At 67.4% G+C, this 24,778-nt stretch carries 23 protein-coding genes, 1 tRNA gene and 1 pseudogene; 7 read left to right on the plus strand and 18 right to left on the minus strand.

Translation table 11 applies throughout. From position 1 onward, the window contains the following. Positions 1-326 precede the first annotated feature (326 nt). The 6 genes from ACFWHR_RS10290 to ACFWHR_RS10315 all read right to left on the minus strand — a co-directional run bounded on the left by ACFWHR_RS10290 (position 327) and on the right by ACFWHR_RS10315 (position 6,006). Positions 327-2,600, minus strand: coding sequence for an AAA family ATPase (locus tag ACFWHR_RS10290; protein WP_382448216.1), 2,274 nt, complete (start codon positions 2,598-2,600; stop codon positions 327-329). A gap of 255 nt (positions 2,601-2,855) precedes the next feature. Beyond that, complete coding sequence (locus ACFWHR_RS10295) at positions 2,856-3,191, minus strand: hypothetical protein (RefSeq protein ID WP_382448217.1); 336 nt, start codon at positions 3,189-3,191, stop codon at positions 2,856-2,858. Between the two features lie 201 nt (positions 3,192-3,392). After that, positions 3,393-4,322: a hypothetical protein gene (locus tag ACFWHR_RS10300; protein WP_382448218.1), complete on the minus strand. Its 930-nt coding sequence runs from the start codon at positions 4,320-4,322 to the stop codon at positions 3,393-3,395. Between the two features lie 126 nt (positions 4,323-4,448). Further along, a complete protein-coding gene (locus tag ACFWHR_RS10305; protein WP_382448219.1) occupies positions 4,449-5,123 on the minus strand; it encodes an AAA family ATPase in 675 nt (224 codons plus the stop codon). A gap of 156 nt (positions 5,124-5,279) precedes the next feature. After that, positions 5,280-5,353, minus strand: a tRNA-Pro gene (locus tag ACFWHR_RS10310). 182 nt (positions 5,354-5,535) lie between these two features. Then, entirely contained in the window at positions 5,536-6,006 is a 471-nt protein-coding gene (locus ACFWHR_RS10315) for an aminoacyl-tRNA deacylase (protein ID WP_382448220.1), read from the minus strand. A gap of 116 nt (positions 6,007-6,122) precedes the next feature. On the opposite strand from ACFWHR_RS10315, the gene ACFWHR_RS10320 reads away from it, so the two are divergent. Then, positions 6,123-7,019: an NUDIX domain-containing protein gene (locus ACFWHR_RS10320; RefSeq protein ID WP_382448221.1), complete on the plus strand. Its 897-nt coding sequence runs from the start codon at positions 6,123-6,125 to the stop codon at positions 7,017-7,019. Here the strand turns inward: ACFWHR_RS10320 and ACFWHR_RS10325 are convergent. Continuing rightward, entirely contained in the window at positions 6,985-7,734 is a 750-nt protein-coding gene (locus tag ACFWHR_RS10325) for a lysoplasmalogenase family protein (protein WP_382448222.1), read from the minus strand. The genes ACFWHR_RS10320 and ACFWHR_RS10325 overlap by 35 nt on opposite strands. Positions 7,735-7,744: 10 nt before the next feature. Then, on the minus strand, positions 7,745-8,215 hold the full coding sequence (gene rraA / locus ACFWHR_RS10330; protein ID WP_382448223.1) for a ribonuclease E activity regulator RraA: 471 nt from the start codon (positions 8,213-8,215) through the stop codon (positions 7,745-7,747). Positions 8,216-8,413: 198 nt separating this feature from the next. On the opposite strand from rraA, the gene ACFWHR_RS10335 reads away from it, so the two are divergent. The 3 genes from ACFWHR_RS10335 to ACFWHR_RS10345 all read left to right on the plus strand — a co-directional run bounded on the left by ACFWHR_RS10335 (position 8,414) and on the right by ACFWHR_RS10345 (position 11,094). Further along, the gene (locus ACFWHR_RS10335) at positions 8,414-9,037 is read left to right on the plus strand and encodes a TetR/AcrR family transcriptional regulator (RefSeq protein WP_382448224.1); all 624 of its coding nucleotides are present in this window, start codon (positions 8,414-8,416) and stop codon (positions 9,035-9,037) included. 52 nt (positions 9,038-9,089) lie between these two features. Continuing rightward, the gene (locus ACFWHR_RS10340; RefSeq protein ID WP_382448225.1) at positions 9,090-10,640 is read left to right on the plus strand and encodes an MFS transporter; all 1,551 of its coding nucleotides are present in this window, start codon (positions 9,090-9,092) and stop codon (positions 10,638-10,640) included. Positions 10,641-10,764: 124 nt separating this feature from the next. Further along, positions 10,765-11,094 carry a DUF4190 domain-containing protein gene (locus ACFWHR_RS10345; RefSeq protein WP_382448226.1) on the plus strand — a complete coding sequence of 110 codons (330 nt, stop codon included), beginning with the start codon at positions 10,765-10,767 and terminating at the stop codon, positions 11,092-11,094. 5 nt (positions 11,095-11,099) lie between these two features. Here the strand turns inward: ACFWHR_RS10345 and ACFWHR_RS10350 are convergent, their stop codons facing one another. The 9 genes and pseudogenes from ACFWHR_RS10350 to ACFWHR_RS10390 form a co-directional block, all read right to left on the minus strand. Then, on the minus strand, positions 11,100-12,005 hold the full coding sequence (locus tag ACFWHR_RS10350; RefSeq protein WP_382448227.1) for a DUF817 domain-containing protein: 906 nt from the start codon (positions 12,003-12,005) through the stop codon (positions 11,100-11,102). Between the two features lie 144 nt (positions 12,006-12,149). Further along, positions 12,150-13,565 (minus strand): ribosome biogenesis GTPase Der, encoded by a 1,416-nt coding sequence (der, locus tag ACFWHR_RS10355; RefSeq protein WP_382448253.1) that lies wholly within the window; start codon positions 13,563-13,565, stop codon positions 12,150-12,152. A 332-nt stretch (positions 13,566-13,897) separates the two neighbouring features. After that, positions 13,898-14,635, minus strand: a complete 738-nt coding sequence (gene cmk, locus ACFWHR_RS10360) for a (d)CMP kinase (protein ID WP_382448228.1) — start codon at positions 14,633-14,635, stop codon at positions 13,898-13,900. Further along, on the minus strand, positions 14,620-15,765 hold the full coding sequence (locus ACFWHR_RS10365) for a prephenate dehydrogenase (RefSeq protein ID WP_382448229.1): 1,146 nt from the start codon (positions 15,763-15,765) through the stop codon (positions 14,620-14,622). The genes cmk and ACFWHR_RS10365 overlap by 16 nt, the downstream gene beginning before the upstream one ends. A gap of 227 nt (positions 15,766-15,992) precedes the next feature. Next, a pseudogene (locus tag ACFWHR_RS10370) lies at positions 15,993-16,721 on the minus strand (pseudouridine synthase); the annotation flags it as partial. Between the two features lie 182 nt (positions 16,722-16,903). Next, complete coding sequence (locus ACFWHR_RS10375) at positions 16,904-17,683, minus strand: SMC-Scp complex subunit ScpB (RefSeq protein WP_382448230.1); 780 nt, start codon at positions 17,681-17,683, stop codon at positions 16,904-16,906. Continuing rightward, the gene (locus ACFWHR_RS10380; protein ID WP_382448231.1) at positions 17,676-18,548 is read right to left on the minus strand and encodes a segregation and condensation protein A; all 873 of its coding nucleotides are present in this window, start codon (positions 18,546-18,548) and stop codon (positions 17,676-17,678) included. The genes ACFWHR_RS10375 and ACFWHR_RS10380 overlap by 8 nt, the downstream gene beginning before the upstream one ends. Before the next feature lie 4 nt (positions 18,549-18,552). Continuing rightward, on the minus strand, positions 18,553-19,404 hold the full coding sequence (locus ACFWHR_RS10385; RefSeq protein ID WP_382448232.1) for a ParA family protein: 852 nt from the start codon (positions 19,402-19,404) through the stop codon (positions 18,553-18,555). A 33-nt stretch (positions 19,405-19,437) separates the two neighbouring features. Continuing rightward, entirely contained in the window at positions 19,438-20,367 is a 930-nt protein-coding gene (locus ACFWHR_RS10390) for a LysR family transcriptional regulator (protein WP_382448233.1), read from the minus strand. A 71-nt stretch (positions 20,368-20,438) separates the two neighbouring features. On the opposite strand from ACFWHR_RS10390, the gene ACFWHR_RS10395 reads away from it, so the two are divergent. The 3 genes from ACFWHR_RS10395 (at position 20,439) to ACFWHR_RS10405 (ending at position 23,517) form a co-directional block, all read left to right on the plus strand. Further along, positions 20,439-21,404 (plus strand): DMT family transporter, encoded by a 966-nt coding sequence (locus tag ACFWHR_RS10395; RefSeq protein ID WP_382448234.1) that lies wholly within the window; start codon positions 20,439-20,441, stop codon positions 21,402-21,404. An 80-nt stretch (positions 21,405-21,484) separates the two neighbouring features. Next, the gene (gene zapE / locus ACFWHR_RS10400; protein WP_382448235.1) at positions 21,485-22,759 is read left to right on the plus strand and encodes a cell division protein ZapE; all 1,275 of its coding nucleotides are present in this window, start codon (positions 21,485-21,487) and stop codon (positions 22,757-22,759) included. Further along, the gene (locus ACFWHR_RS10405; RefSeq protein ID WP_382448236.1) at positions 22,759-23,517 is read left to right on the plus strand and encodes a hypothetical protein; all 759 of its coding nucleotides are present in this window, start codon (positions 22,759-22,761) and stop codon (positions 23,515-23,517) included. Before zapE ends, ACFWHR_RS10405 begins: the two co-directional genes overlap by 1 nt. Here the strand turns inward: ACFWHR_RS10405 and ACFWHR_RS10410 are convergent. Beyond that, a complete protein-coding gene (locus tag ACFWHR_RS10410) occupies positions 23,472-24,764 on the minus strand; it encodes a M1 family metallopeptidase (protein WP_382448254.1) in 1,293 nt (430 codons plus the stop codon). The two genes, ACFWHR_RS10405 and ACFWHR_RS10410, sit on opposite strands and share 46 nt — an antisense overlap. Between the last annotated feature and the right edge of the window lie 14 nt (positions 24,765-24,778).

The following is a 24,778-nucleotide window of genomic DNA, read 5'->3' on the forward strand; positions in this document are numbered from 1 at the left end:
GGAATCTCCTTTGACGATCTAAATAAGCGCACGGCGAGGGTGATGCTCCCGAAGTCAGCCCTGGGTCACAACAACACTCATTGAGTGCCCCAACCGGGAAAAGTCTGTATCCTCGCCCATCACCTTGAAATCGTTGATTCCACGAGGGTCTTCCGACGGTCCGTGCGTATCGGTTTCCAATCTAGCTGTGCCTCGAAGTGATGTTCGTGGGCCGGTGGTGACGCCACTTGAGACGGCTGGAACCCCGGTCGCCCACATGCGTTGCGGCGGGCAGGTGTCGAGTCCAGGCCCAGTTGTTGTCGCGTCGGGCGTAAGCTCGCACGAGGCTAAACACCAGCGACGTCCGATGCGCCAAGGATCTCGGCGGCGTTGAGATCGAGGGCCGCGCACATTTCGTCGAAGTGATCGGAGTCGACTGCGTTAATGAACTCGAATGCTGCACGCAAGACGGTGATTGCTTCACCGATCCTGACGGGTTTGCCGATGTCGGCTTCTTCGTTGTGTGATTGGCGATGAACGAATCGAGTGACTCGTTGGCGCAGGGGGTCTGCGACGGCCTTGGCTTCAAAGGCTCTGCGCATAGATCCTTCGAAGTCGCCGATCTTGCTGGGGTACTTGAAAGCAAGAAATGCCTCAAGCATCTGCCGCGCTGCATTGGGAATGATTGCGCTTGCCTCGAGCTCTGTGGCGAGGTCTCCTTCGGTGGCGTCGACTCGGAGAACGTCAGCGACACGCCAGAAGAGGTAGTGATACTGGGAACGCAGCTTCTTCCGCAGTTTCTCGTCTGTCCACGAGATCATCGTTGGACGGCGGCGCGTGGTCCCGTCGGGGTGGTTCTGGTAGCGGGCTCGGAGCTCATAGATCGAGTACTTGCAGTCCTTCTTGACGCTCGGAGGCAACCGGTCGAGTTGGTTACTCCACAGACGGAAGAGCTCAAAACTGTGGGTGAGCAGGATAACCTGATGTTGAGAGCTATTGCCGACCAACGTGCTCCAGAGGTGACTGGACGCGCCAACCAAGATCTCTTGGTCGAGGCTCGAAACGGGATCGTCAATGACGACGGTCGCGTTGATGTTGCGGGTCTTTTCATCGCGCAGGCTGCACAGGAAGTAGAGCAGGGAAATGGCTGTCTGTTCGCCTTCACTGAGTGCCGTTGCAGGCTTACCGTTGCGTTGGATCGAGTATCTGTCGTCTTGTTTGGCGAAGACGAGTTCGTCGCGACCGAGGAGGCTTGCCACATCTCGCGTCAGCTCCTCCGCCAATGGTGAGGGGTCAAGGTCCGTTACGTTGATGCGTTCGCGTTCTGCGGAGAGGGCTGTTTGTTCCTTTTGGAGCTCATCTGCGGACTCAGACTGCTCTTTAGCCTCCGCGAGGCGCGCGCGGTAGTCGGCAACGATCGATGCCAGGCGTGCTTGTTCGACCCTGCGTGCAGCATCGTTCACGGCTTCTTGGTACGAGGCAGACCGGGTGTTGTGCAGCTTGAGGACGTCATTGAGCGGCTCAAGGCTAATGGAGACCGCACCCGGGAGCTGGTCAATTTCAAGGACACCGAAGGGCGAAGCATGCTTCTGGGCGATCTGTGAACGCAGCGCGGCAATGCGTTCGCGGTACGCTTCAGCAGCGTTGCTTAGCTGCCGCACGCATGCCTGGTACTGATCCAGGAGATCTGTGTAGAGATGCCCCGGTTCTCGGACCGAAGTTAGCGTGTCTCCGAGCGTTTGCTCTTCTCGCTCAAGACGCTGATCGAGTGTCTGGAGCCGTTCCTGCAATCGCTTGAAGCTCTCGTCAAAATGGTTCTCAAGTGCCTGGCGACGCTCTTCGGTGATCGTGCTCGCGCAAAACAGACATTGGTCGCGATGATCGTGAAGCCGAAGACCTTGCTGCACCCAGGACTCGTTGACCGGGTTCCCGGACAGCCCTTCCAAGGCAGCGTTCGTGATCGTCTGCCGGAGCACGGACGAAACATCATCTTGAATCGCTTGCAGGTTGAAAGTGACCTGCGCGATCGGGTCAATCGGGTCGAGTCGCTGACCTTGTACGACGCGAAGGTCGGCTGCCATCTCCTCGTCAGAGCGTTGATGGACCACCTCGTCGATTCCCGGGAGCGCTTCGGAGACCCGTCGTGCGTCGTAACCGCGTGCGGAATAGCGACCGCCGGCAGCCTGCAATTCTTGGCCAATCGTTCGTGCAGTATCGGTTGTAAGCTTCCTCGCAGCCTTGCTCGCTGAGTCTGCGGCCTTACGTGTGCCGGGCAGAGTGGAAGAGAGTTCTTCGAGTCGGGCATCGATCTCAGCGATTCGCTGGTCTCTCTGAACGTTAGGTTCGCCGAGCACGAGCAACGGGAGGGCGTCGCTGCGACCGTTGAGATCGAAAAGCAAGTTCTTGCTGACGAACTGCTTGTCGAAAACCCTCAGCCGAGACCAGAAGGGATCTGACCGGTCAGACACTTGCCGCTTCGTCGCCGCAGCATCATGGACATCGATGTGGAGGACGGTATCGCTCGGCTCCTCGGTCGTCATTTGAGACAAAACGCGCGCCAGTGTGCTCTTGCCGCTGCCATTGCCTCCGTAGATGACATTGATCCGGGCAAGATCTTCCACAGAGCTGGGCATAGACCAGCCGTCCAGGATGCCCGCGTGTTGGGAACCCTGAACCCTAGTGACTTTCCTCATCATCACCACCACCCGTCGGTGGTTGTCATGGTGCTGGCGCGGGATTGAGAGCGGGAGGGACGGTGCCGGTGCATTGAGGTTCCTGACCGACGGGAACCTGTGGTCGGCCGTCTATCGTCGCGAGATCAACATCGTGACTCTAGAATCTCCGAAACCAGGCGGGAACACCACGCGACACGCTGATCACTCCCGCGCACTTGCGCCGCGGTGCCGACGTGCCTCCTGAATCCGCGCCCGCGCAGGGAGAACGAGGCTCCAAGGACCGAAGAAGAGGAACTTCAGCCCGTTCCACAGTGCCCAGAAAAAGGCCAGGTAGAGCCATTTGCTCCAACCGTGCTCGATGAGACAGGTGCAGGTGGCTGCAATCAGCAGGTATGCGAAGCCGAGGAGCATCGCGGGGATTCCCCATTTGAGGCCGGGCAGGGTGCGCAGCTTGTCAAGGAGGATGTTGGTGGGCATCCATGTGCGAAGGAAGATGCAGGTGTGGATGCTGGCGTTCCAGAGCCGGTTCAGGAGCATGATGTGGGCCTCGCTTTCGCACGCAGGACTATCGCGGTGTGGCTGGTCCTGAGTGGTTGAGTGCCCGAGATACTTCTCGAACGGTCTGCCTCACCCAGCGTGCGGGGATCGGCGCGTGGTTGCTCCTGCCCCCATCAGGATACCCACCGCTCCAGCAAGAAGGAAGACCTCAAGATCCGAGGCATTTCTGTCTCGGAGTATCTAAAGCCTGCGCTCGTCCCGTCGCTGCGCGACCTCTCGGGTGTGGTCGTCGGGAGCTTGGCTCAAGCGTGTGAGCGTGTCGCGGGTATGTTCGTAATCGATCCGTTGCGCGTCATCGGCGGGCACCGCCCCGAGAGCACTTGTCGAGGTAATGCCCCACCGGTCACGGTACGCGGCTACCGCGCGAACCATCTGTTTCCGGCTCTCGTGGTCGAGGTTTCCGAGCATGGGTAGCCACGGTGCGGGCTGCTCGATCGCGGCCTGGGTGAGCGCGTCGAGGCGTTCGCCCATGAGTTGTTCCCGCTCGTTCAGCGCTGCGCGCATGGCGGGGTCGGTGACGCCGGTCGCTCGTGGAACAAGGCCTGCAATAAGCCCGGCTGCACGTCGCGGGCTGGGCGGGTAGGTGCTGGTGATCTTCTGGATTAGGTACCGAAGCAGCGACCCCAGATCATCGACGCCCTCGAGATTCCCTGCCTGCACCACCCGCGGGAGCAACTGCTCGATACCGTGGCCGGCCGCTTCCAGGCGACGCAGCTCGGTGGTGAGGATTCCGAAGGACTCTGTCTCAACGAGCTCACCAACCACTTCGGTGGTGAGCTCGCCATGCTCGAGGAGGCTGGCCCAGCGGTGTTGCTGGGCTTCTTGGACGATGGTCTCGCACTCCGCCGCAAGCTGCGCCAGCGATCCCCACGTTTCTTGTTCGGCGGTGATGGTGTCGTGCGCGGATAGTTCAGCGCCGACGTGTTGCAAGATGCCGTAGAGGATGCTCTGGACCGTAATGTGCAGGTCATCGCGGTGCTGGTGTCCTTCGAGGTGGTGTTGGCCTGTGGCGATGTAGGCGCAGTTGGATTCCCGTCCGCGAGTCATCGCGACGTAGAACGATTCGCGAGTCATTTCCGGCGAAGACACGATCGCGTGCGCCGTCGTCACAGTCGAGCCTTGAGCACGATGTGCGGTGATCGCGTACCCGATTTCCACGTTCTTGGCGACATACGCGGCGGGCAAGGTGATCGTGGTGCGCCATTTCGAGTGGACTCGGCGGACAGTGAGGGTCCGTCATCGTGTGCTCGGGTCACGGTCCAGCGGTCGCCGTTCTTCACCCAGCCCCGCCCGAGCGACAACCTCCGGTCGTTTTTTCCGCGTGATGACTAGGTCACCGCGGGAGGCCTCGTTCCCGTCATGGAGCCGGACACCGTCGAGTGCGACCTCGCCTTCGAGGATCCGGTCGGTCCGGGCACGGGTGTTGAGTTGGGAGACAGTGTCGAGTGTCTCAGCGATCAACACCGATGTCTTTCCGGTGGCTTGGTCGTGTTGCCAGGCTTGGTAGGCCTGCTCGAGGATCGCCTCATACCCGCCAGGGGTGAGGCGATCTTGGGCGAGATAGGTATCGATGACGTCGGTGTCGCCGATCCGTTGGCCGGGGGAAGCGTGTTTCTCCAAGCCGTTTCGGAATCTCCGCACATCCAACAGTTCCGGTGCATCGTCCCGTTCACGCACCAGCATCCCGAACGCCCCACCCGCATCGACCGCAGCGAGTTGCGCCCAGTCACGCACGAGCAGCACCTTCGCGCTCACCACTTTCGCATGGGCGGTGATGGTGTCGAGGGCGAGGGTTCCTGCAAGGGACGCTTCGTCGATAATGACGAGCTGACCCGTAGTGAGGTTCCAGTTGCCGTGGTGGTGCTCTTGGAGCCACTTCGCGGTGTTTTCGGCGGTCGCGGATCGGAGCACGAACAGGCTCCTGACCCCGGCCCGTCGCCACGGCCACAATCGGAGAGCTTCAGAAGGCGTAAGCGCCCGCGGTCGGGTGCTCCCATAAACCCCGTCGAAAAGGACAACAGAAACGACGAAACCCTGGTGAAAGTTACCTCTCACCAGGGCAATCCGTCGGGCTGACAGGATTTGAACCTGCGACCCCTTGACCCCCAGTCAAGTGCGCTACCAAGCTGCGCCACAGCCCGTTGTTCTCCGCCATCGCCTGCCCGCGTGGGGCGTGCGCTGCCGAGGCAACCCCTCTATATTACCCACATCCTGGGGTGCGTTCGAACCACGGGGCCGGAATCTTGGCAGTCCCGCAGAATCATCGGCGTGGCGGCACACAACGCGGCCTGGCACGCGGCCCAGAACGACCGGCCACGAACGTTCAGACGGCGAGATCCAGAACTTCCGCCGCGTACGCCCGCACGAGCTCATCGGCCGATACCAGCGCGCCAAACCCGGGCGCCCCTGATCCGATCGCGATCCGGCGACCACTCAAACTCGAATCCACCAAGACCGGCCACGACCCCGCTGCTCCCAGCGGTGAAATCGTGCCGCGCACGTATCCCGTGGCCGCGAACGCTCCATCGGCGTCGGGCAGCGACAGCCGGTTCACTCCGAGAAATGCGCGCAGCTTGGGCCACGAGAACTGCGCATCGACGGGGGTCAGCACGAGTACAAAGCGATCCTTCGCCTGCACCACGACCGTCTTCACGAGATCCACACCCTCGATCACTGGGGGCCGCTCCCCCGGCGTGCGTTCGATGAACTCGACCGCCAGCCCGCGCGCCGCAGCATCCTCGGCCGCAGTGGCATACGGCAACACATCGCCAACGGCCGTATCTACATTCGTCATCTGCACTTCTCCCCCACCTACAACGCCCATACACCCCCGACCCATTCCCCCGCCACCTCCCGCCATTTTCGAGCAAACAAAAGCGAACCGTGCGGGGCGGCGAGTACGCTGAGACCATGAGCGACCTCCGAGACTCCGGCGACGCGTGGGTCACGGCCGACGACGGCGGGCGCTACTGGGGCCGCTTCGGGGCCGCCGGGCTGCTGGCCTACGACCACGCCCGCGACGCCATTCTCATGCAGCACCGCGTCACCTGGAGCGACCACGGCGACACCTGGGGCATCCCCGGCGGGGCCCGCCACGAGGGCGAATCCGCGAACGACGGCGCAATCCGCGAGTCACAGGAGGAGGCCGGCGTGCCCGACGATTCCGTGCGGCCGCGCTTCACCCACGTGCTCGATCACGGCGGCTGGACGTACACGACCCTCGTCGCCGACGTCACCACGCAGTTCGAGCCCGAGATCACTGACCCCGAAAGCCACGCCCTCGCCTGGGTGCCGCTCGACCAGGTCGAAGACCTCCCGCTGCACCCCGCCTTCGCCGAGAGCTGGCAGCTGCTGCGGCCCCTGCTCGGGCCGCCGCCCACGGTGATCATCGACGCCGCGAACCTCATCGGCAGCGTGCCGAACGGGTGGTGGAAAGATCGCCGCGGCGCCGCCGTGCGCCTGCGCGATCGCCTGGACGCGCTCGTCGCGACCGGTGAGGGCGTTCGCGCCGGGTTCCTCGATCTCGCCGAGCCGCGCGTGCCCGGTCTCGAGCGCGTCTACCCCGACTGGCTGCTCGTCGTCGAGGGCAACGCCCGCGGCATCGACAGCACCGACGGCGTACACGTTCTCAGCGCCACAGAGGTTGGCGACGACGCCATCGTGAGCGCCGTCGAAGCCCTGAGCGCCAGCGGATCGATCACCACCGTCGTCACGAGCGACGCCGAGCTGCGCGTGCGCGTCGGCGCGGCGGGCGCCACGACCGTGCGGGGCGTCAAGAAGTTGCTGCGGATTCTTCCCGAGGAATAACCGGCGCCGGATCGCCAGCCGCCTCGGCGGGCTCAGCCCGTCTCCGCAGTGCGGCGACGATGCCGAACGCGAGCAGGCCCTGGCCGAGCGTGTACGTCAGCATCACGACGCCGCTCGTCCACACCGTCGTCCCCGGCACAAACAATCGGAACGCCAGGATCGCGTCCGACAGCAGGAAGAACGCGCCGCCCCACGCGATCACCCGGCCGCACCGCGTCGCCATGCCGGCCGTCGCCACAAGCACGATGCCGTACGCCATCACGGCCAGCGACAGCGACTTCGTGTGCGGCAGCAGCAGGGCGACGAGCACGAGGTACGCGAGCACGTAGATCAGGCTCCACGCGGGTAGCCGTCGCTTCGAGATGCCGCGCCCCCACCACATCAGCGCCACATACGCGATGTGGGCGACGCCGAAGCAGGCGAGCATCATCGGCAGCTCGCTCTCGAACATCGGGAAGAACGTCGCCGCCCCGTCGCCCAGCCACGAGAACACAATCGCGCCGAGCAGCAGTGCGAGCGCCGCCGTCGGCACGGGCCGAATGCGCAGCCCGGGCACGAACAGCACCGACGCGACGACCGCGGCGGCGAGCAGCGGCATCAGCAGCAGCTTTGTCCACCCCTCGAAGGCGTACTGCCCGAAGCACGCGATCACGTGCACCACTGAGACGACCGCGTACGGTACGAACGGCAGCAGCGCGCGGGATCGCTCGGTCATGATCGAAATCCTACGGCTCGACCAGGATGCCGTCGTCGTCGCACCACACGTGCGCGCCTGGCCGGAAGGTCACGCCGCCAATCACGACCGGCACGTCAACCTCGCCGGCCCCGGTCTTCGACGACTTCGCGGGGTTCGAGCCGAGCGCCTTGACGCCGAACGGCAGCGTACCGATCGCAACGCGGTCGCGAATCGCGCCGTGCACGATCAGCCCGGCCCAGCCGTTGTCGCAGGCGAGCTCGGCGATCAAGTCTCCGACGAGGGCGGTCTCGAGCGACCCACCGCCGTCGATCACGAGCACCGCGCCATTGCCCTCACCCGAGAGCACCTGCTTCAGCAGCGCGTTGTCTTGGAAGCACGAAACGGTGCGCACCGGCCCAGAGAACCCGGTCATACCGCCGATGTTCTGAAACTGCAGCGACACCGAGTGCACGTCAGTGCCCCGCTCGTCAACCAGGTCGGCTGTGCTGATCTGCGCCATATTGGACCCCCCTCGTGCCCGTCGCCGGGCCGCCGACACAGTGTCGGCGTCAGGAATTACGTTACCGACATCCTCCGACATCGTCTGGGATGTCAGCAATGCCTTGCAATACGAGCCGCCATCAGTTCTGTACAAAAGTACATGTACAGATGTACAGTAATACGAACATCACTTCGACGACTCGCGAAAGGAGCACCCGTGTCAGGATCACCCGCAGCCGAAACCGCGGCCGAAACCGCGGCTGAAATCGCAGCCCAGCCCACCTCGCGGCGTCGCGACCCCGCGGGTCGCCGCCGCGCGATCCTCACCGCCGCCACGGCCGTGATCGTCGAGCAGGGGGCCGCCGCCCTCACGCACCGGGCCGTCGCGAAGCGCGCGGACGTGCCGCTCGGCTCGACCACCCAGTACTTCAGCTCGATCGACGACCTGCGCGAGTGCGCGCTGCAACAGCTCGCCGACGAGATCGACGAGGCGATTGCCCGGCTCGAACCGTTCATCCCTACGATGGTGGAGCGCCCCGAGCCGATCATCGACGAGATGCTCGCCTACCTCGACGATCCCCGCACGGTGCGCGCCGACATCGCGCTCATGACGAGCGGCATGACCGACGACCGCCTGCGCGACCTCGCGCTGCGCTGGCCCGTGCGCCTCGTCGAGCTGCTCGCCACGCAGGTCGGCGTCGAACGCGCCACCGCCATCGCGGTGTTCATCGACGGAGCGACCCTGCACGCTGGCCTCAACGGCGCCGCGCTCGGCAGAGACGAGATCACCCGCGTGATGCGCGCACTCGTCTCCATGCCGGTTCCCGACCTCTCGAAATAGTGGGGGCATCGGCACCGAACCCCACCACTCCGACCCTGGGAAATGCACCACCATGTTGAATCCGAACACTGCACACACGACCGTCGCACCGCCGCTCAGCCGAGCGCGCCGCTGGGCCGCGCTCAGCGTGCTCACCGCGAGCCTGCTCGTCATCACGATGGACATGACGATCTTGAACATTGCGCTGCCCGAGATGGCGGCCGAGCTGCACCCGACCTCCGACCAGCAGCTCTGGATCATTGACGTCTACTCCCTCGTGCTCGCGGGCCTGCTCGTTTCATTCGCCGCGATCGCCGATCGCTGGGGGCGCAAGCGGATGCTGCTGCTCGGCTACACGATTTTCGGGGCAGCCTCGCTGCTCGTGCTGTTCGCCACGAACGCCGAGTCGGTGATCGCGATTCGCGCGATCCTCGGCGTCGGCGGTGCCATGATCATGCCGATCACACTCTCGCTCATTCGCGTCATCTTCACCGACGCCCGCGAGCGCGCCACGGCCCTCGCGATCTGGGCGGCCGTATCGGGCCTCGGCGCGGCGTTCGGCCCGCTCATCGGCGGGGTGCTGCTCGAGCACTTCTCATGGCACGCGGCGTTCCTCGTCAACGTGCCGCTGATGCTGGTCGGCGTGGTGGCGGGCATCCTGATCCTGCCCGAATCGCGCGTTGCGCACACCGGCCGCTGGGATTTCATCGCGGCTGCACTCTCGCTCGTCGGCATGACGCTGCTCGTCTGGGCGATCAAGACGTTCGGCAAGGAGGCGAGCCTGCTCGTACCCGAGGCGATCGTCGCGTTCGTCGCCGGCGCGGCACTGCTGGCGTGGTTCGTCGCGCGCTGCCTGCGCAGTGCGTCGCCGCTGCTCGATCTCAGTCTCTTCCGCAACCGCGTGTTTTCGGCCGGCGCGATCGCGGCGCTCGGCTCGACGTTCTCGATGATCGCCGCGCTGCTGCTCATCGCGCAGTGGCTGCAGCTGGTCGACGGGGCATCACCGGTTGAGGCGGGCATCCGCCTGTTCCCGCTCGCTATCACGGGCGCGATCGCGTCCCTCGTGGCACCGTCGCTCGCGCGGCGCATCGGGGCACGCGCGGTGCTCGCTGGCGGCCTCGGATTCGCGGGCGTCGGCATGCTCATCATCGGGCTGCAGCCGGGCACCGTCACAACGCTCACCGTGATCGTCGCGCTGTGCTTCGTGGGCGCGGGCACCGGCTCGCTAGCGATTGCCTCCGCGATGATCATGCACGGCTCCCCCGAGGAGAAGGCTGGCAACGCCGGCGCCATCGAGGAGACCTCGTACGAGCTCGGTGCCGTGCTCGGCGTCGCGATTCTGGGCAGCGTCTCGGCGCTGCTCTACCGCGCCGAGTTCATTGCCTCTGGTGCGCTGCAGGGCCTCGATCGCACGCTCGCGCATCAGGCCGAGGAGTCGCTCGGCGCCGCCGTCTCGATCGCCGGCGAGCTGCGACTGCCCGAACTCGCTGAGCAGGCGGGCATCGCGTTCACGCACTCAATGCAGGCGACCGGGATCGCCGGAGGCATCGTGATGTTCGCCGTTGCCGTGGCCGTATTCGTCATGACGCCCCGGGGCACCGACGTATCGGCCGCGTCGCACTAGTGGGCACGGTACCGGGGTCTGACCCCGGCGATACAGGGGGCGGATGCGGGGGCACCGCCCCTCGGAATACCGTTGAGGTATCACGGGCAAGCAGTCAGTTCGCCCCGCACGAGAGGAGCCGCACATGAGCGCCACCATCACCCACGAATCCACCGCCTCAGCCACCAGCCAGGGCACCGTCCCGGCAGCCCCGCGCGCCCGCGGCTTCGCGATCACGAGCCTCGTGCTCGGCATTGCCTCCGTGGTCAGCGGCTGGACATTCTTCGCCCCGATCGCCGGCATCATCTTCGGCGTCTCGGCGCTCCGCCGCGACACGACCGAGCGCGCCGTCGCCCTCTGGGGCGTCTGGCTGAACGTCGTGATGCTCGCGCTCTGGGCGATCACCGCTGTCGTGCTGGTCGCCGTGTTCGGCATCGGTTTCGGCGCCCTCGCGGTCTTCTCCACGGCGGGCTAGCGGCGTCAGCGCGCCGCGGCGACCAGCGCCACAGCGTCCGGGCGCCGCGGCCGGTACACCCAGGTGACCATCACCACCGAGATGATCATCAGCAGCAACCACGAAATGATCTTCTGACCGGAGACCGGCTCCCAGCCATCGTTCTGACTGGGATACAGCCAGGCTCCCGAGAGGGTCGCGATGTTCTCAGCGATCCAGATGAACAGCGACACCCCCAAGAACACGGGCAGCAGCGGCACTTTCAGCGTCGCCCGCCACACCCGGAAGTACATCATCGTCGGCGCCCAGAGCAGCACCACGAGAGCGAGCAAGATCCACCGCAGATCGAACATGTAGTGGTGCGAGAAGAAGTTCACATAGATCGCGGCGGCCACCACGGTGGTCGCCCAGATCGGCGGATACCGCGTGAAGCGTAGATCGTGCAACCGATAGACGCGCACCATGTACGACCCGACCGCCGCGTACATGAAGCCGCTGAAGAGCGGCACGGCGCCGATCCGTAGCACTCCGTCGGCGGCGTACGCCCACGATCCGACATCGGTTTTGAAGAGCTCCATCGCCGTTCCCGTGATGTGGAACAGCACAATCACCCAGAGCTCGCGCCCGCTCTCCAGGCGAAAGGCGAGCATGCCGATTTGGATCAGCACGGCCGCTATCGTCATTGCGTCGTTGCGGGCGAGGCCCGCGTCGTCGGGGTACCACAGCCGCGCCGCGACGATGACGACGAGCATCAGCGCACCGAAGATACACGCCCACGCCTGCTTCAGCAGGAAGACCGCGGCCTCGATGAGCACGCCGCGCGCACCCGTAGCCGGCTTGCCAGCGAGCAGCCGATGCGCGGTCCGATCGATCGACGCCTCGAGCCTCGTCAGCTGGCGAGCCGGCTGGCCGGGAGTCTCAGTTGGCGCCATACTCCGAGGCTAGCGCGGGCTGGCTGAGCGCCCCGCAAATGGCGCTGCGGCACGCACAACAGCTGCGCCCACTACCGCGGCACCCGTACACACAGCAGGGCCCGGGATCGAAACCGATCCCGGGCCCTGCCGCATACCCACCCCTTACGGGCGCGGGCGACGCTCGCGAATGCGCATGTTGATCACGATCGGGCTGCCCTCGAAGCCGTAGCGCTCGCGCAGGCGGCGCTGAATGAAGCGGCGGTACTGCGGGTCGAGGAACCCCGAGGTGAAGAGCACGAATGTCGGCGGCCTGTTCTGCACCTGGGTGCCGAACAGGATGCGCGGCTGCTTGCCGCTGCGCAGCGGGTGCGGGTGCTCCTGCACGAGCTCGGCGACGAACGCGTTGAACTTGCCGGTCGGAATACGCATGTCCCACGACTCGAGCGCGGTCTCGAGCGCCGGAACGAGCTTCTCGAGGTGTCGCCCGGTGCGGGCCGAGATGTTGACGCGGGGCGCCCAGTCGACGTGCGCGAGATCTTGCTCGATCTCGCGTTCGAGGTAGCGACGCCGGTCGTCGTCGAGCATGTCCCACTTATTGAAGGCCAGCACGAGCGCGCGCCCGGATTCGAGCACGAGGTCGATGATGCGCAGATCCTGATCCGAAATCTCCTGCGTCACGTCGATCAGCACGACGGCGACCTCGGCCTTTTCGAGCGCGGCCGAGGTGCGCAGCGAGGCGTAGAAATCGGCGCCCTTCTGCAGGTGCACGCGGCGCCGGATGCCGGCGGTGTCGACGAAGGTCCAGACGCGGCCCGCGATCTCGACCTGCTCGTCGACCGGGTCGCGAGTGGTGCCAGCGATGTCGCTGACGACCGCGCGCTCTTCGCCCGCGGCCTTGTTCAGCAGGCTCGACTTGCCGACGTTCGGGCGGCCGAGCAGCGCGACGCGACGCGGCCCGAGCAGCTTGGGCTGCGCGACTGCCGACTCTTCTGGCAGCGCTTCAAGGACGTCATCGAGCAGGTCGGCGACGCCGCGGCCGTGCAGCGCCGAGACGGCGCGGGGCTCGCCGAGGCCGAGCGACCACAGCTGCGCGGCCTCACCCTCGAGCGCCACGTCGTCAACCTTGTTGGCGACCAGGAAGACCGGCTTGTGCGTGCGACGCAGCAGCTGCACGACGCGCTCGTCGGTGGCCGTCGGGCCGACGCGGGAGTCGACCACAAACATGACGACGTCGCAGAGTTCGATCGCGACCTCAGCCTGCAGGGCGACCGACGCGTCGATGCCCTTCGCGTCCGGCTCCCAGCCGCCGGTGTCGACGAGGCTGAAGCGCGTGCCGTTCCACTCCGCCTGGTACGTGACGCGGTCACGGGTGACGCCGGGCACGTTCTCGACGACTGCCTCGCGGCGGCCGATGATGCGGTTCACGAGCGCAGACTTGCCGACGTTCGGGCGGCCGACGATCGCAACGACGGGCAGCGCCTCGGAGACGGGCTCGCGGAAGCCGAGGAACTCGCCCTCGTCGCTGATGATCGCGTTGTCGTCTTCGTCGAGGTCGAAGCCGTCGAGGTTCGAGCGCATGGCGCGCAGTCGCTCCTCGTCGGTGACGCTCGCGTCAAAACCCTCGCCGACGATTACTTCGCCGTCGCCATCGTCCGTGGTGTAGTCGGCAGCGTTGAACTCGTCGGAGTTCGACTGTGCGCCCGCAGACACGGTCGCCTCGTAGGTGTCGGCCTCACTGTACTCGGGTGCCGCGGCAACCTGGCTGCCGTCGGGGTTCACCTGCATCACCTGGGGGCCGTCGAACTCGGATCCGTCGGACTCGGGTCCGTTGTGGTCGGGCTCGGCGTGCCGACCTCGTCGCGTCACTGGGGCATCGTTCTCGGCGCCCGAACCGGGGTTCTGCTCGCTCATTATTCGCTCTCTTCCGCGACGCCCTGCGCCACTCGTACGATATCGACCACAGCCTGCACCGACTGCTCGAAGTTCAAGTTGCTCGTGTCCACGAGCGTCACGCCGGGGGCCGGGGTGAAAAAGTCGACGACCTGCGCGTCTTTGGCGTCGCGGGCCTCAATGTCTGCGAGCACCTGCTCGTGGGTCAGCCCCGCGAGTTCGCCCGCTCGGCGCTGCGCGCGCACCTCGGCCGAGGCCGTCATGAGGATGCGCACCGGCGCGTCTGGGGCGACCACAGTGGTGATGTCGCGCCCCTCGATGACGACGCCGTCGAGACCGGATTCGGCCACGATCTCGCGGAACATCGCGTTCAGCCGTTCGCGCACCTCGGGGTGCTTCGACACCCGGCTGACCAGCCCGCTCACCGCGTGCTCGCGAATCGCCGCGGTGACGTCGTGGGTCTCGCCGCCAATATCGACGGTGACGCGCTGCTCACCGCGCAGCGTGATGGCGTACGTCCAGGAGTCGAGGATCGCGACAACCGCCGCGGAGTCGTCAAGATCTGCCGCCGTGGCAACCGCCGCCCACGCGAGCGAGCGATACGCCGCGCCGGTGTCGAGAATGCCGAAACCGAGCTGCTCGGCCGCCGCGCGAGACACGCTCGACTTGCCGCTGCCCGCCGGCCCGTCAATCGCGACGAGGAGGGGTGCGGCGTGCGGTGCATCATTCAGTGCAGCCTCAGTCACAGCGTCCTCCATCCACGATCGACGAGATCGGCGACGGCGCGCTCTGCTACCTCTGGCAGCACTGAGATCTCCGCGAAACCGATCTGGGCGCCCGGCGAATGCTCAAGGCGCAAGTCTTCCATATTAATACCCAGTTCTCCGAGTTCGGTGAGCAACTTCGCGAGCTGCCCGGGAGAATCGTCGATCAGCACCGTAATGTGGGCAAATCGCTCGGACGATCCGTGCTTGCCCGGGATGCGCGACACCCCGCTGTTGCCCGCCGAGAGCAGGTCGGCGATGCGGCGCTTCGAACCCACGCGGGCCGGATCGCGCAGCGCGTCGGCGAACGCGGCGACATCCGCGGCGAACGCGTCGAGCAGCTCGACGACGGGCGCGCTGTTGGCACCCAAGATCTGCACCCACAGTTCGGGATCGCTCGACGCGACGCGCGTGGTGTCGCGCAGCCCGCCACCGGCGAGCCCGATCGCCTGCTCCGTCGCGGGCACGAGACGGGCGGCGAGCAGGCTCGATACGACCTGCGGCAGGTGCGAGACGAGACCGACGGAGCGATCGTGCTCCTCCGGAGTCATCTCGATGAGCACTCCCCCGAGGTCGAGCGCCACGGCCTCGACGAGCGCGAGTGCCTCGGCGGGGGTGTCGCCGTCGCGGCAGATCACCCAGGGCCGACCCACGAAGAGATCGGCGCGCGCCATGATCGCACCGCCGCGCTCGCGGCCAGCCATCGGGTGCGAACCGACGTAATTGGCGAGGTCGATGCCGCGCCGCTGTAGTTCGAGGAACGGCGCGAGCTTCACGCTCGCGACATCGGTGACGACCGCGTCGGGGTACGTCGTGAGCGCGCGCTCGACGACGTTCGCGACGACATCGGGCGGCGTCGCGACGATCACGAGCGAGGGCGCGGCGTCGTCGCTGGAGCGCAGCCGACCGGCGCCGTAATCAGCGGCGAGGGCGACGGTCGTCGGCGACAGGTCTTCGAGCGTCACGTCGACGCCGCGCTCGCGGAGGCCGAGCCCGAGGCTCGCGCCGAGAAGCCCCGCGCCGATGATGTGCACGGTGCCGCGGGTGCGCGAGGCGAGCGCCTGCTCGCCGGCAGCCCGCAGGTGGGGGCCGGCTGTGCCGGGCGCTGTGTTCACGTCGGTCATCGCCCGCCCTGTCGTCGGCCGCCCGGGTTGCGGTTGCCGCCGCCGTGACCGTTGCCACCACCATTGCCGCCGCCGTACTGGCCCTTCGGGCCGCCGCGGCCGTGCGGGTTGCCGCGCGCTGCCATGCCCCGCATGCCGCGGGCGCCCTTGCCGTCACCGGGTCGGCCGGCCGTGATCTCGCCACGGCGGCCGGGCTGCTGAGCGCCGCCGGATCCGGAACCATCGCTTGTACCGCCGTCTTCGACCGCCGACAGCAGCGCGCCGCGCTCTGCGGAGGACAACTCGCGCAGTTCGCCGACGCGCAGCGTGCCGAGGTTCAGCGGGCCAAACTGGCGACGCACGAGCTCGACGACGGGGTGCCCGACCTCGGCGAGGAAGCGTCGCACGATGCGGTTGCGGCCCGAGTGGAGCGTGACCTCGACGAGTGAGTGGGAGTCGCCGGAGCCGCCCGGCAGCAGCTTCGCGCGATCCGCGTGGATCGGGCCGTCTGAGAGTTCGACACCGTCTTTCAACTGCTGGATCACGGCGGCCGTGACCCGGCCGCGCACCTTGGCGATGTACGTCTTCTGCACGCCGAAACTCGGGTGCGCGAGGCGGTGCGCGAGCTCGCCGTCGTTCGTCAGGATGAGCAGACCGCTCGTGTCGGTATCGAGGCGGCCGACGTTGTAGAGCCGATCTTCGACCTCATCGGTGAACTCGCGGAGGTCGGGGCGGCCATTCTCGTCGCTCATCGTGGAGACGACGCCGCGGGGCTTGTTCAACACGAAGTATCGCTTCGAGACGTCGAGCTGCACGACGACGCCGTCGACGCGCACGTCATCGGTTTCGGGATTGATGCGCGAACCCATCTCGCGCTGGATCTCGCCGTTCACGGTAACGCGTCCGCTCGTGATCAGCGATTCACAGGCGCGACGCGAGGCGACACCGGCGTGGGCGAGCGCCTTCTGCAGGCGAATGCGGCCGTCGTCGTCGTGCTCGGTGGTGGTGGTGTCGGTGTCACCGTTGTCATTGTCACCGTTGCCGGCGCCGCTTCCGGGTGCGCCGGTGACCGGACGGTCCCAGCCGAATGCTGCGAGGTCGACCTCGACGTTGTCACCGTCGACGGAAAATGATCCGCCGAGACTCTCTTCCGAGTTCTTCATTCGTCGAATCCTTCTGTTGGTTCATCAAGCAGGGGTGAAATGGGCGGCAGCTCGGAGATGTCACCGATACCGAGGTAGCCGAGCAGCGCGTCGGAGGTGCCATAGAGAATCGCGCCGGTCTCCGAGTCTTGCCCTGCCTCGGTGATGAGGCCGCGGCCGAGCAGCGTGCGCACGACCGAATCGACGTTGACGGCGCGGATGGACGCGATCGCGCCGCGCGAGATCGGCTGCCGGTACGCGATCACCGAGAGGGTCTCGAGCGCCGCCTGCGACAGCCGCGTGGGTGACTGCTGCTGCACGAAGTCGGCGACGAGCGGGTCGAGGCTTTCGCGCACGTAGAAGCGGTACCCGCCGGCGACCTCGCGCAGCTCGAAGCCGCGCGGGCTGGGTGCTCCGCCGCTTGCGGGGTCAGCATCGCTGGCGGAATCAGTGCCGCCCGCAGAGGCAGCGCCGCCTGCGGAATCCACACCGTTGAACTCGGCGACGAGCGCGGTCAGCGCTGCGCGCACCTCCCGCACGGGGCGGTCGGTTGCCGTGGCCAGAGCGACCGCGCTGAGCGGCTCGTCGGCGACGATCAGCAACGCCTCCAACTGCTGCGCCAGCGTGTGCGCTGCCCGCACCCGCGCCAGCTCGGCCGCTTCCGCGAGCGGGGTAACTTCTCCGGGGTGTCGCTCGGCGACACCCACCAATAGTTGCCCCGCTTCGGGAGCGCTGGCGGCGCCGGCGGCGCCATCAGCGGCCGGCGCAGCGGCACCCTCAGTCTGCGTATCAGTCATAGTCGTTTCCCAAGGTAGCAAGTTCGTCGTCCGACCAGCTCTCGCCGTTCCACTGCACGTGCAGCTCACCGAGGGGTTCGGCCTGTTCAAACGTGACCGCGGCCCGGCGATGCAGTTCGAGGATCGCGAGGAACCGCGCCACGACCACCCCGCGCTCGCTCACACCAGCGACGAGCTCCCGGAAGCTGCGGGCACCCCCGCGACCGTCGCCCCGACCATCGCCAACCCCGCCGCTTCGCAGCAGCGCCACCACAATCGCCGCCTGCTCGCGAATGGAAACGAGCGGAGCGTGCAGGTGGTCGAGGCCGACGGTGGGGATCTCACGGGGCGCGAACGCCAGCATCGCGATTGCGGCAAAGTCGGCGGCGTTCAGCGTCCACACCAGCTCGGGCCCGCGCGAGCGATACTTCGCATCGAGCGGCACGAGCCGCGGGTGCCGCGCGCCCTCGGCCTCGAGTCGCTCCCGAAACCAGGCGCTCGCCTGTTTGAAGGCGCGGTACTGCAGCAGCCGCGCGAACAGTAAATCGCGAGCTTCGAGCAGCGCGATGTCTTCGGCGTCGACGACCTCGCCCTGCGGCAGCAGACTCGCGATCTTCATGTCGAGGAGCGTCGCCGCCACCACGAGAAACTCCGAGGCACGATCGAGCTCGATGACCCCCTGGCCCTCGATCGTCGCGAGATAGGCGATGAACTCGTCGGTGACGAGGCTGAGCGAGACCTCGGTGATGTCGAGTTCGTGCTTGCCGATCAGGTTCAGCAGCAGGTCGAACGGCCCGTCAAACACGGCGAGACTCACGCGGAAGCCGTCATCCGCGCCCGAATCCGTGCCGGCCTGCGCGGCGCCCGGATCCGTGTCGACCGCCATGATCCTAGGCGACTGCGCCGCGTTGCACGAGCTCGCGGGCCAGCTTCAAATAGGCCTCCGAGGCCGCATTCGACGGTGCGTAGTCGAGGATCGGCTTTGCCGCGATCTGCGCGTCGGGCAGCTTCACCGTGCGACCGATGACCGTATCGAACACCTTGTCGTCGAACGTATCGACGACGCGTTCGAGCACCTCGCGCGCGTGCAGCGTGCGCGCGTCGTACATGGTCGCGAGAATGCCGTCGAGTTCGAGCGCCGGGTTGAGCCGGTCGCGCACCTTGTCGACGGTTTCGACGAGCAGGGCCACACCGCGCAGCGCGAAGTACTCGCAGGCGAGCGGAATCAGCACACCGTGGCTGGCCGTGAGCGCGTTCACCGTGAGCAGGCCGAGCGACGGCTGGCAGTCGATCAAGATCACGTCGTAGTCGTCGACGACCTTGCGCAGCACACTGCCCAAGATCTGCTCGCGGGCGACCTCGGTGACGAGGTGCACCTCGGCCGCTGACAGGTCAATGTTTGCGGGGATAACGTCGAGCCCGGGGGTGCCGGTGGTCTGAATCGCGTCGCGCGGATCTTTCACCTTGCCGAGCATCAGGTCGTAGATCGTGGGCACGTCGTGCGCCGGTACACCGAGCCCGGCTGAGAGCGCGCCCTGCGGGTCGAAGTCGACTGCGAGCACGCGACGGCCGTAGCGCGCGAGCGCTGCGGCCAGGTTGATCGTGCTGGTGGTCTTGCCGACGCCGCCCTTCTGGTTGCACATCGCGATGATGCGCGCGGGCCCGTGGCGGTCGAGCTTCTTGGGAGGCGGAATGATGCGATCGGGTCGCCCGGTCGGCCCCAGTTCGACCTGTTTCGCCATACCCGGTCTCCTCCCGCTCATTGACGTTCCATCCTATCGTGCCGCGACTTCCCCAGAACTGCGCTGCGCGATCTCGATGATCCGCGCCACGATGGTGCGCACAGCCTCTCGCGTCATCGCCTCCGGCCGCGCCAAGACATCGATGTGACGCATCACGGTCACGTCGCGGATCGGGCGCAGCACCACCTCGTCCCGAAACGCCCGCGCTAGGCCGGTGTGCAGCGGCAGCAGCCCGACGGCGCCCGTGCGAGCGATAACCGCGGCGACGACGTTGAACTCGTTCACGCGGTGGGTGATCTCGATCCGGCGCCCCTCGCTCGCGGCGAGCGCCTGCACGATCAGGGGTTCGAGCGCGAATCCCTCGTGCGCGGCGACCCACGTCTCGCCGGTGAGTTCGGCGAGACCGACGGTGTCGCGTTCAGCGAGGGGGTGGTCGCGGCGCAGGGCGATCGCGATGGGTTCCTCGAGCACGGGGATGGCGACGACCCTGTTTGCTGGCCAGGGCTCGGATGCTGGCGGGCGGTGCGCGATCACGATGTCGTGGTCGGCCGCGAGCCCGACGAACTCTGAGATGGAGACGTCTTCGTCGCGGCACCGCACGCTCGGCCCGTCTGGGTCGGCGATGCTCGTCGCGATCAGCTCGGGGAACCAGGCGAGCGCGGCGCTGTGAAACGCCGTGACCGAGACCCGCTCCCCCGGCTCGGCGCGGAACCCGGTGACGGCCTGCTCGGCGCGCGACATCGCTTCGATGACGTCGTCGCTCGCGGCGGCGAGACGTTCACCCGCCGGGGTGAGCCCGAGCATGCGCCCTCGGGGCTCGGTGAGTGGCACCTCGAAGCCACGCTGCAGCGCGGCGAGCTGCTGCGAGACCGCCGACGCCGAGAGGTGCAGCGCCGCGGCAACCGCGGTGACGGAACCCCGATCCCGCAGCTCTCGGAGTGTGCGCAGATGACGAATCTCCATGAAGCAGATCTTACTGACCCTTGAAGACAGTGCCCGTAGTTCTTCACGGTGAACTGCGGCATCGTCGGTGTGTGCCCGTTCCTGCCAGCCGCCGCCACCTGCTCCCCGATCTCGCCCTGCTCGGCATCGCCGCGGTGTGGGGCGGCAGTTATCTCGCGACGCAGCAGCTCGCGACAACGCTCGGCGTCACCGCCGTGCTGTGCGCGCGCTTTCTGCCCGCGGCACTCGTGCTCGGCGCCATCGTGCTCGGCCGCCGAGGCCCGAACCTGCGGCGCTCGCTGCGGGCCGGTTCGGTGCTCGGTGGCTTGCGCGCCGCGACGATCGTGCTTGAGACCGTCGGTGTGACGATGACGAGCGCCACGAACGCGGGGCTCATCATCGGCCTGTCGATACTGCTCACGCCGGTGCTCGAATCGTGGGCGACCGGGCGCCGCCTCACTCCGGGCCTGATTGGCAGCGTACTGCTGGCCCTCGGCGGCATCGCGCTGCTGGTCGGCGGAGACGGATTCGCGAGCGTGAACCCGGGCGACGCGTTGATCTTGGTCGCAGCGATCACCCGGGCAACGCTCGGGGTCGCCGAGGCGAAGGCTGCGCGCGCCCCGGGCGCCGACCTGCTCGGGCTGACGACAGTCGAGATCGCGCTCGGGGCCGCGCTGTTTACCGCGGTGGGCGGTGCGCCGCTGCTCGCTCGGCTGCCCGAGTTCACGGCCGCAATGTGGGTTCTGGTGGCGTTTCTCGCGCTCGGCTGCACCGTGTTCGCGTTCGTGGGCCAGCTCTGGGCAACGAGCCGCACCTCGGCTTCGCGGGCGGGCCTGATGCTCGGCTCGGAGCCGGGATGGGTGCTGATCATCGGCGTCGTCATCGGCGGCGAGCGCATCGGCCCGCTGGGCTGGATCGGTGCCGCCGTTCTGCTCGTCGCGATGGTGTGGGGCCGCCGCGCCGAGCTGCACTGGCGGTTGCCCGACCCAGCCGAGAGTACGCAAAAGGACCCTTCAGCAGCTCGGAAACGACCATTCGGGTACTCTCGGCGGGCTTGAAAGAGGGGGGCGGGTGTGTGTGGGTGGGGTGTGGGCGGGATTGGGTTGGGCTTGGGCGGGCAGGCAGTAGCCTGGGTCGCGTGACGCAGAACCTCGACACTCGCTCGACGCCCGATCGAGCGCTCGTGGACTCAGTGATCGGGGCAGCGTCAGCGCGAGGGTTCACGCTCGATACCGCCCAGCGCGCGCTGCTCGATGACGTGGCAGCGATCATGAATGCAGTCGCGAAACCGCAGTCGCCAAGCACACCGAACTCGCCGGCCGCGCCGCACCTCATCGGGTGCTTTGTGCACGGCCCGGCAGGGCGAGGCAAGACCTGGCTCATGTCCGAGGTGTTCGACGCGATCGACGTGCCGGAGTCTGCGAAGCGACGGGTACACTTCCACACCTTCTTCCAGGAGCTGCAGCGCAGGTTCGGTGCGCGCATGAGTGCCCGCGATGCTATCGAGCAGACCGTGGCCGAACTGCTCGCCGGCGCTCGGGTGTTCTTCTTCGACGAACTGCACGTGCACGACCCGGGCGGGGCCAGCCTGCTGAATCGCTTGATCGCCGAGCTCGTCGAGCGCCGCATCCCGACACTGCTGACCTCGAACTATGAGCCCGAGGGGCTGCTCGAAAACCCCGTCTTTCACCACGTCGTGGAACCCAGCGTCCGGCTGATCAGGCAGCATTTCGGGGTGCGCAGCCTCGACGGCGGCACCGATTACCGCACGACGGCGAGCGTCACACGCGCGGGCTTCGCCTCGGGGCGCTGGATCACCTACGGCCCGACCGGCTCGGCGGCGAGCGCCGCCCGCGCCGCAGGGTTGACGCCCCCGGACCCCGCCGAATCGGCCACCGTGCTCGACGGGCACCGCGCGCTGCGAGCGCTCGCGATTCGCCGCGGAACCGGCACGACCGGCGGGCCGGCCGACAGCGCAATCTACAGCCCCGCCGAAAGCACAACCACAAGCACAGCCGAGGTCTGGTTCGACTTCGCAGACCTGCTCGAGGCTTCGTCGATCGCCGACGACTTTCTCGAACTCGCCGCCGACTACGATCGCTGGGTCCTCACCGATGTGCCCCCTCTCTCGGCCGCGAGCCGCGAGGCTCGGCAGCGCTTCGTGTCACTGCTCGACGTGCTCGTGCACGCCAACCTGCCGCTCACGGTGCTCGCCCGCACCGACCGGGCGGGCCTCGTCGATATCGCGGATCCGCCTCCGGATCTCTTCCGCACCGTCAGCCGCCTCGCGCTCCTCCAGGACGGCGCCGTGGACTTCCCCGACGGTACGGAGCTCCCCGACAGCACGGAGCTCCCCGATAGCACGGTGCTCACCGACAGCACAGATCGCCCCACCGCGGGTACAGCGGCCTGATGCCCGGCCACGGCGGCGAGCAGCCCGGACCGCTCGGCACGCGACTGGCGTGGCGGGCGACGACCCCTGACGAGGATCGGCGAGCAGCCGCCCACGCCCTCCTTCTCGACCTGCTCGCGACAGCAGGCTCGCACGAGTCTCACGACTCGCACGAATCTCGCGAATCGCTGCGCATCGTGCGGCAGTGCCCGGCCTGCGGCAGCGACGCCCACGGCGTGCCACTGGCGCGCGCCACGGGCACGGTGCGCGTCGCAGGCGCGACGGGCGCGGCGCGCACGACCCACGCGGCGCGCCTGCCCCTCGTGAGCATCAGTTACGCGGAGGGGCTCGTGGCGGTCGGGGTCGCGCCGCCGTCCGCCACCGCGTTCGGCATCGATCTTGAGCTCGACTCCCCCGAGACCCGCATGCGAGTGGCCGAGGCGCTCGGGGACGAGACGGCCGACGTGGCCACCTGGACCCGCATCGAGGCCGCGGCAAAAGCACGCGGCACGGGGCTGCGCGGCACGAACCTGAGCGGCACAGACCTCAGCGGCACAGACCCGAGCGGCACAGACCCGAGCGAAACAGACCCGCACGGCGCGACACACCCCAACGCCGAGCTAGCATTCGCCGAACTGCGCCTCGACCTCACCCCGGGCGGCCACGCCGCGATCCTGACGGTCGCTCTCGCCACCGCGCTCGCCAGCCAGCGCACCCAGCCTGCCACACCCGCTCAGCTCGCGGCGGCAACCGGCAGCTCGGGCAGCGCCGTCGCGTAGAGCCACGCCTCAACCAGCGCGTCGAGACGCACCGGGCTCAGCGACTGCGCGAGGGCAACGAAATCGGCCGTCGCGACGAGCCGGTGCCGGTGCGTGCCCGCCCAGGCCAGCAGCAGCGCGCGGAATGCCGGCTCGCCCATGACGCGGCGCAGCGCTTCAAGCGTGAGCGCGCCGCGCTTGTACACGCGGTCGTCGAACATGTCGTCGGGGCCGGGGTCGGCGAGCAGTAGATCCTGCGGCAGGGCGGCCAGTCGCGCGTGGTGCTGAGCGGCGAGCGCGGCGATGGTCGGCCCGCCCGATGCCTCAGACCAGATCCACTCGGAGTAGCACGCGAAGCCCTCGTTCAGCCAGATGTCGTGCCAGCGGGCGATGCCGAGGCTGTTGCCGAACCACTGGTGCGCGAGCTCGTGCGCGATCAGCCGCTGCTCAGCGGGGGCCTCGTGATTGCGCCCGAACGTCGCCATGCCCTGCGCTTCGAGGGGAATCTCGAGTTCCTCCTCGGTCACGACAATGGTGAGGTCCTCCTGCGGGTACGGCCCGAACCACTCTTCGAACGTCTCGATCATGCGCGGCACGGGCGCGAACGCGCGCTGCGCGGCTCTGGCGCGGACGGGCGGCGCGATGAGCCGCGCGCGCTCGCCGAGGCGATACTCGGCGTACTCGCCGATGTGGGCGGCGAGCAGGTAGGTCGCGGTCGGCACGGAACTCGCGAACCGCCGCGTGGTCTTGCCGGATCGGCCCGTCACCGTTCCGGGCACACCGGTCACGGCGACGAAGAAGCCGCGGTCGGTGGTGAACGCGATGTCGTAGGTGGCGCGGTCGTCGACGCGGTCGTTGCACGGAAACCAGGTCGGCGCACCCGTGGGCTGCGACGCGACGAGAGCGCCGTGTTCAAGTTCTTCCCAGCCGAGCTGCCCCCAGCGCGACCGTCTGGGCGCCGGTCGCCCCGAGTAGTCGATGTCGAGCTGCAGTTCGCTCCCCGCGACGACGGTCTCGTCGAGCCGAATCGTCAGGGCGTGCGCCGTCTGCTTCGCCTGGCGCTGCAGGGCACCGTCGACGCGCACCTTGCCCGCTGTGAGGCCGATCAGGTCGACGCGCAGCTGATCGGTGTCGGTGAGCACGCGCACGCTGAGGCGCGCGTGCCCGTCGAGCCGGTTCGTGCGCGGCGTGTACTGCAGGTCGAGGTCGTAGTGGGCGACGGCGTACCGCGGGTCGCCGCTGGTCGGCGTGTAGGGGTCGCTCACCATCGCCTTTCGCGCCC

Origin of the sequence: Leucobacter sp. NPDC058333 (assembly GCF_042726155.1) — a bacterium.
Taxonomy (GTDB): domain Bacteria; phylum Actinomycetota; class Actinomycetes; order Actinomycetales; family Microbacteriaceae; genus Leucobacter.

Coding starts and splice junctions, on each gene's coding strand:
- ACFWHR_RS10410 (WP_382448254.1), bottom strand. CDS start 24,764: ATGGTGAGCGACCCCTACACGCCGACCAGCGGCGACCCGCGGTACGCC.
- der (WP_382448253.1), bottom strand. CDS start 13,565: ATGCGCTCGAACCTCGACGGCTTCGACCTCGACGAAGACGACAACGCG.
- ACFWHR_RS10325 (WP_382448222.1), bottom strand. CDS start 7,734: ATGACCGAGCGATCCCGCGCGCTGCTGCCGTTCGTACCGTACGCGGTC.
- ACFWHR_RS10390 (WP_382448233.1), bottom strand. CDS start 20,367: ATGGAGATTCGTCATCTGCGCACACTCCGAGAGCTGCGGGATCGGGGT.
- ACFWHR_RS10340 (WP_382448225.1), top strand. CDS start 9,090: ATGTTGAATCCGAACACTGCACACACGACCGTCGCACCGCCGCTCAGC.
- ACFWHR_RS10345 (WP_382448226.1), top strand. CDS start 10,765: ATGAGCGCCACCATCACCCACGAATCCACCGCCTCAGCCACCAGCCAG.
- ACFWHR_RS10350 (WP_382448227.1), bottom strand. CDS start 12,005: ATGGCGCCAACTGAGACTCCCGGCCAGCCGGCTCGCCAGCTGACGAGG.
- ACFWHR_RS10405 (WP_382448236.1), top strand. CDS start 22,759: ATGCCCGGCCACGGCGGCGAGCAGCCCGGACCGCTCGGCACGCGACTG.
- ACFWHR_RS10365 (WP_382448229.1), bottom strand. CDS start 15,765: ATGACCGACGTGAACACAGCGCCCGGCACAGCCGGCCCCCACCTGCGG.
- ACFWHR_RS10385 (WP_382448232.1), bottom strand. CDS start 19,404: ATGGCGAAACAGGTCGAACTGGGGCCGACCGGGCGACCCGATCGCATC.
- ACFWHR_RS10380 (WP_382448231.1), bottom strand. CDS start 18,548: ATGGCGGTCGACACGGATCCGGGCGCCGCGCAGGCCGGCACGGATTCG.
- rraA (WP_382448223.1), bottom strand. CDS start 8,215: ATGGCGCAGATCAGCACAGCCGACCTGGTTGACGAGCGGGGCACTGAC.
- cmk (WP_382448228.1), bottom strand. CDS start 14,635: ATGGAGGACGCTGTGACTGAGGCTGCACTGAATGATGCACCGCACGCC.
- ACFWHR_RS10295 (WP_382448217.1), bottom strand. CDS start 3,191: ATGCTCCTGAACCGGCTCTGGAACGCCAGCATCCACACCTGCATCTTC.
- ACFWHR_RS10375 (WP_382448230.1), bottom strand. CDS start 17,683: ATGACTGATACGCAGACTGAGGGTGCCGCTGCGCCGGCCGCTGATGGC.
- ACFWHR_RS10320 (WP_382448221.1), top strand. CDS start 6,123: ATGAGCGACCTCCGAGACTCCGGCGACGCGTGGGTCACGGCCGACGAC.
- ACFWHR_RS10315 (WP_382448220.1), bottom strand. CDS start 6,006: ATGACGAATGTAGATACGGCCGTTGGCGATGTGTTGCCGTATGCCACT.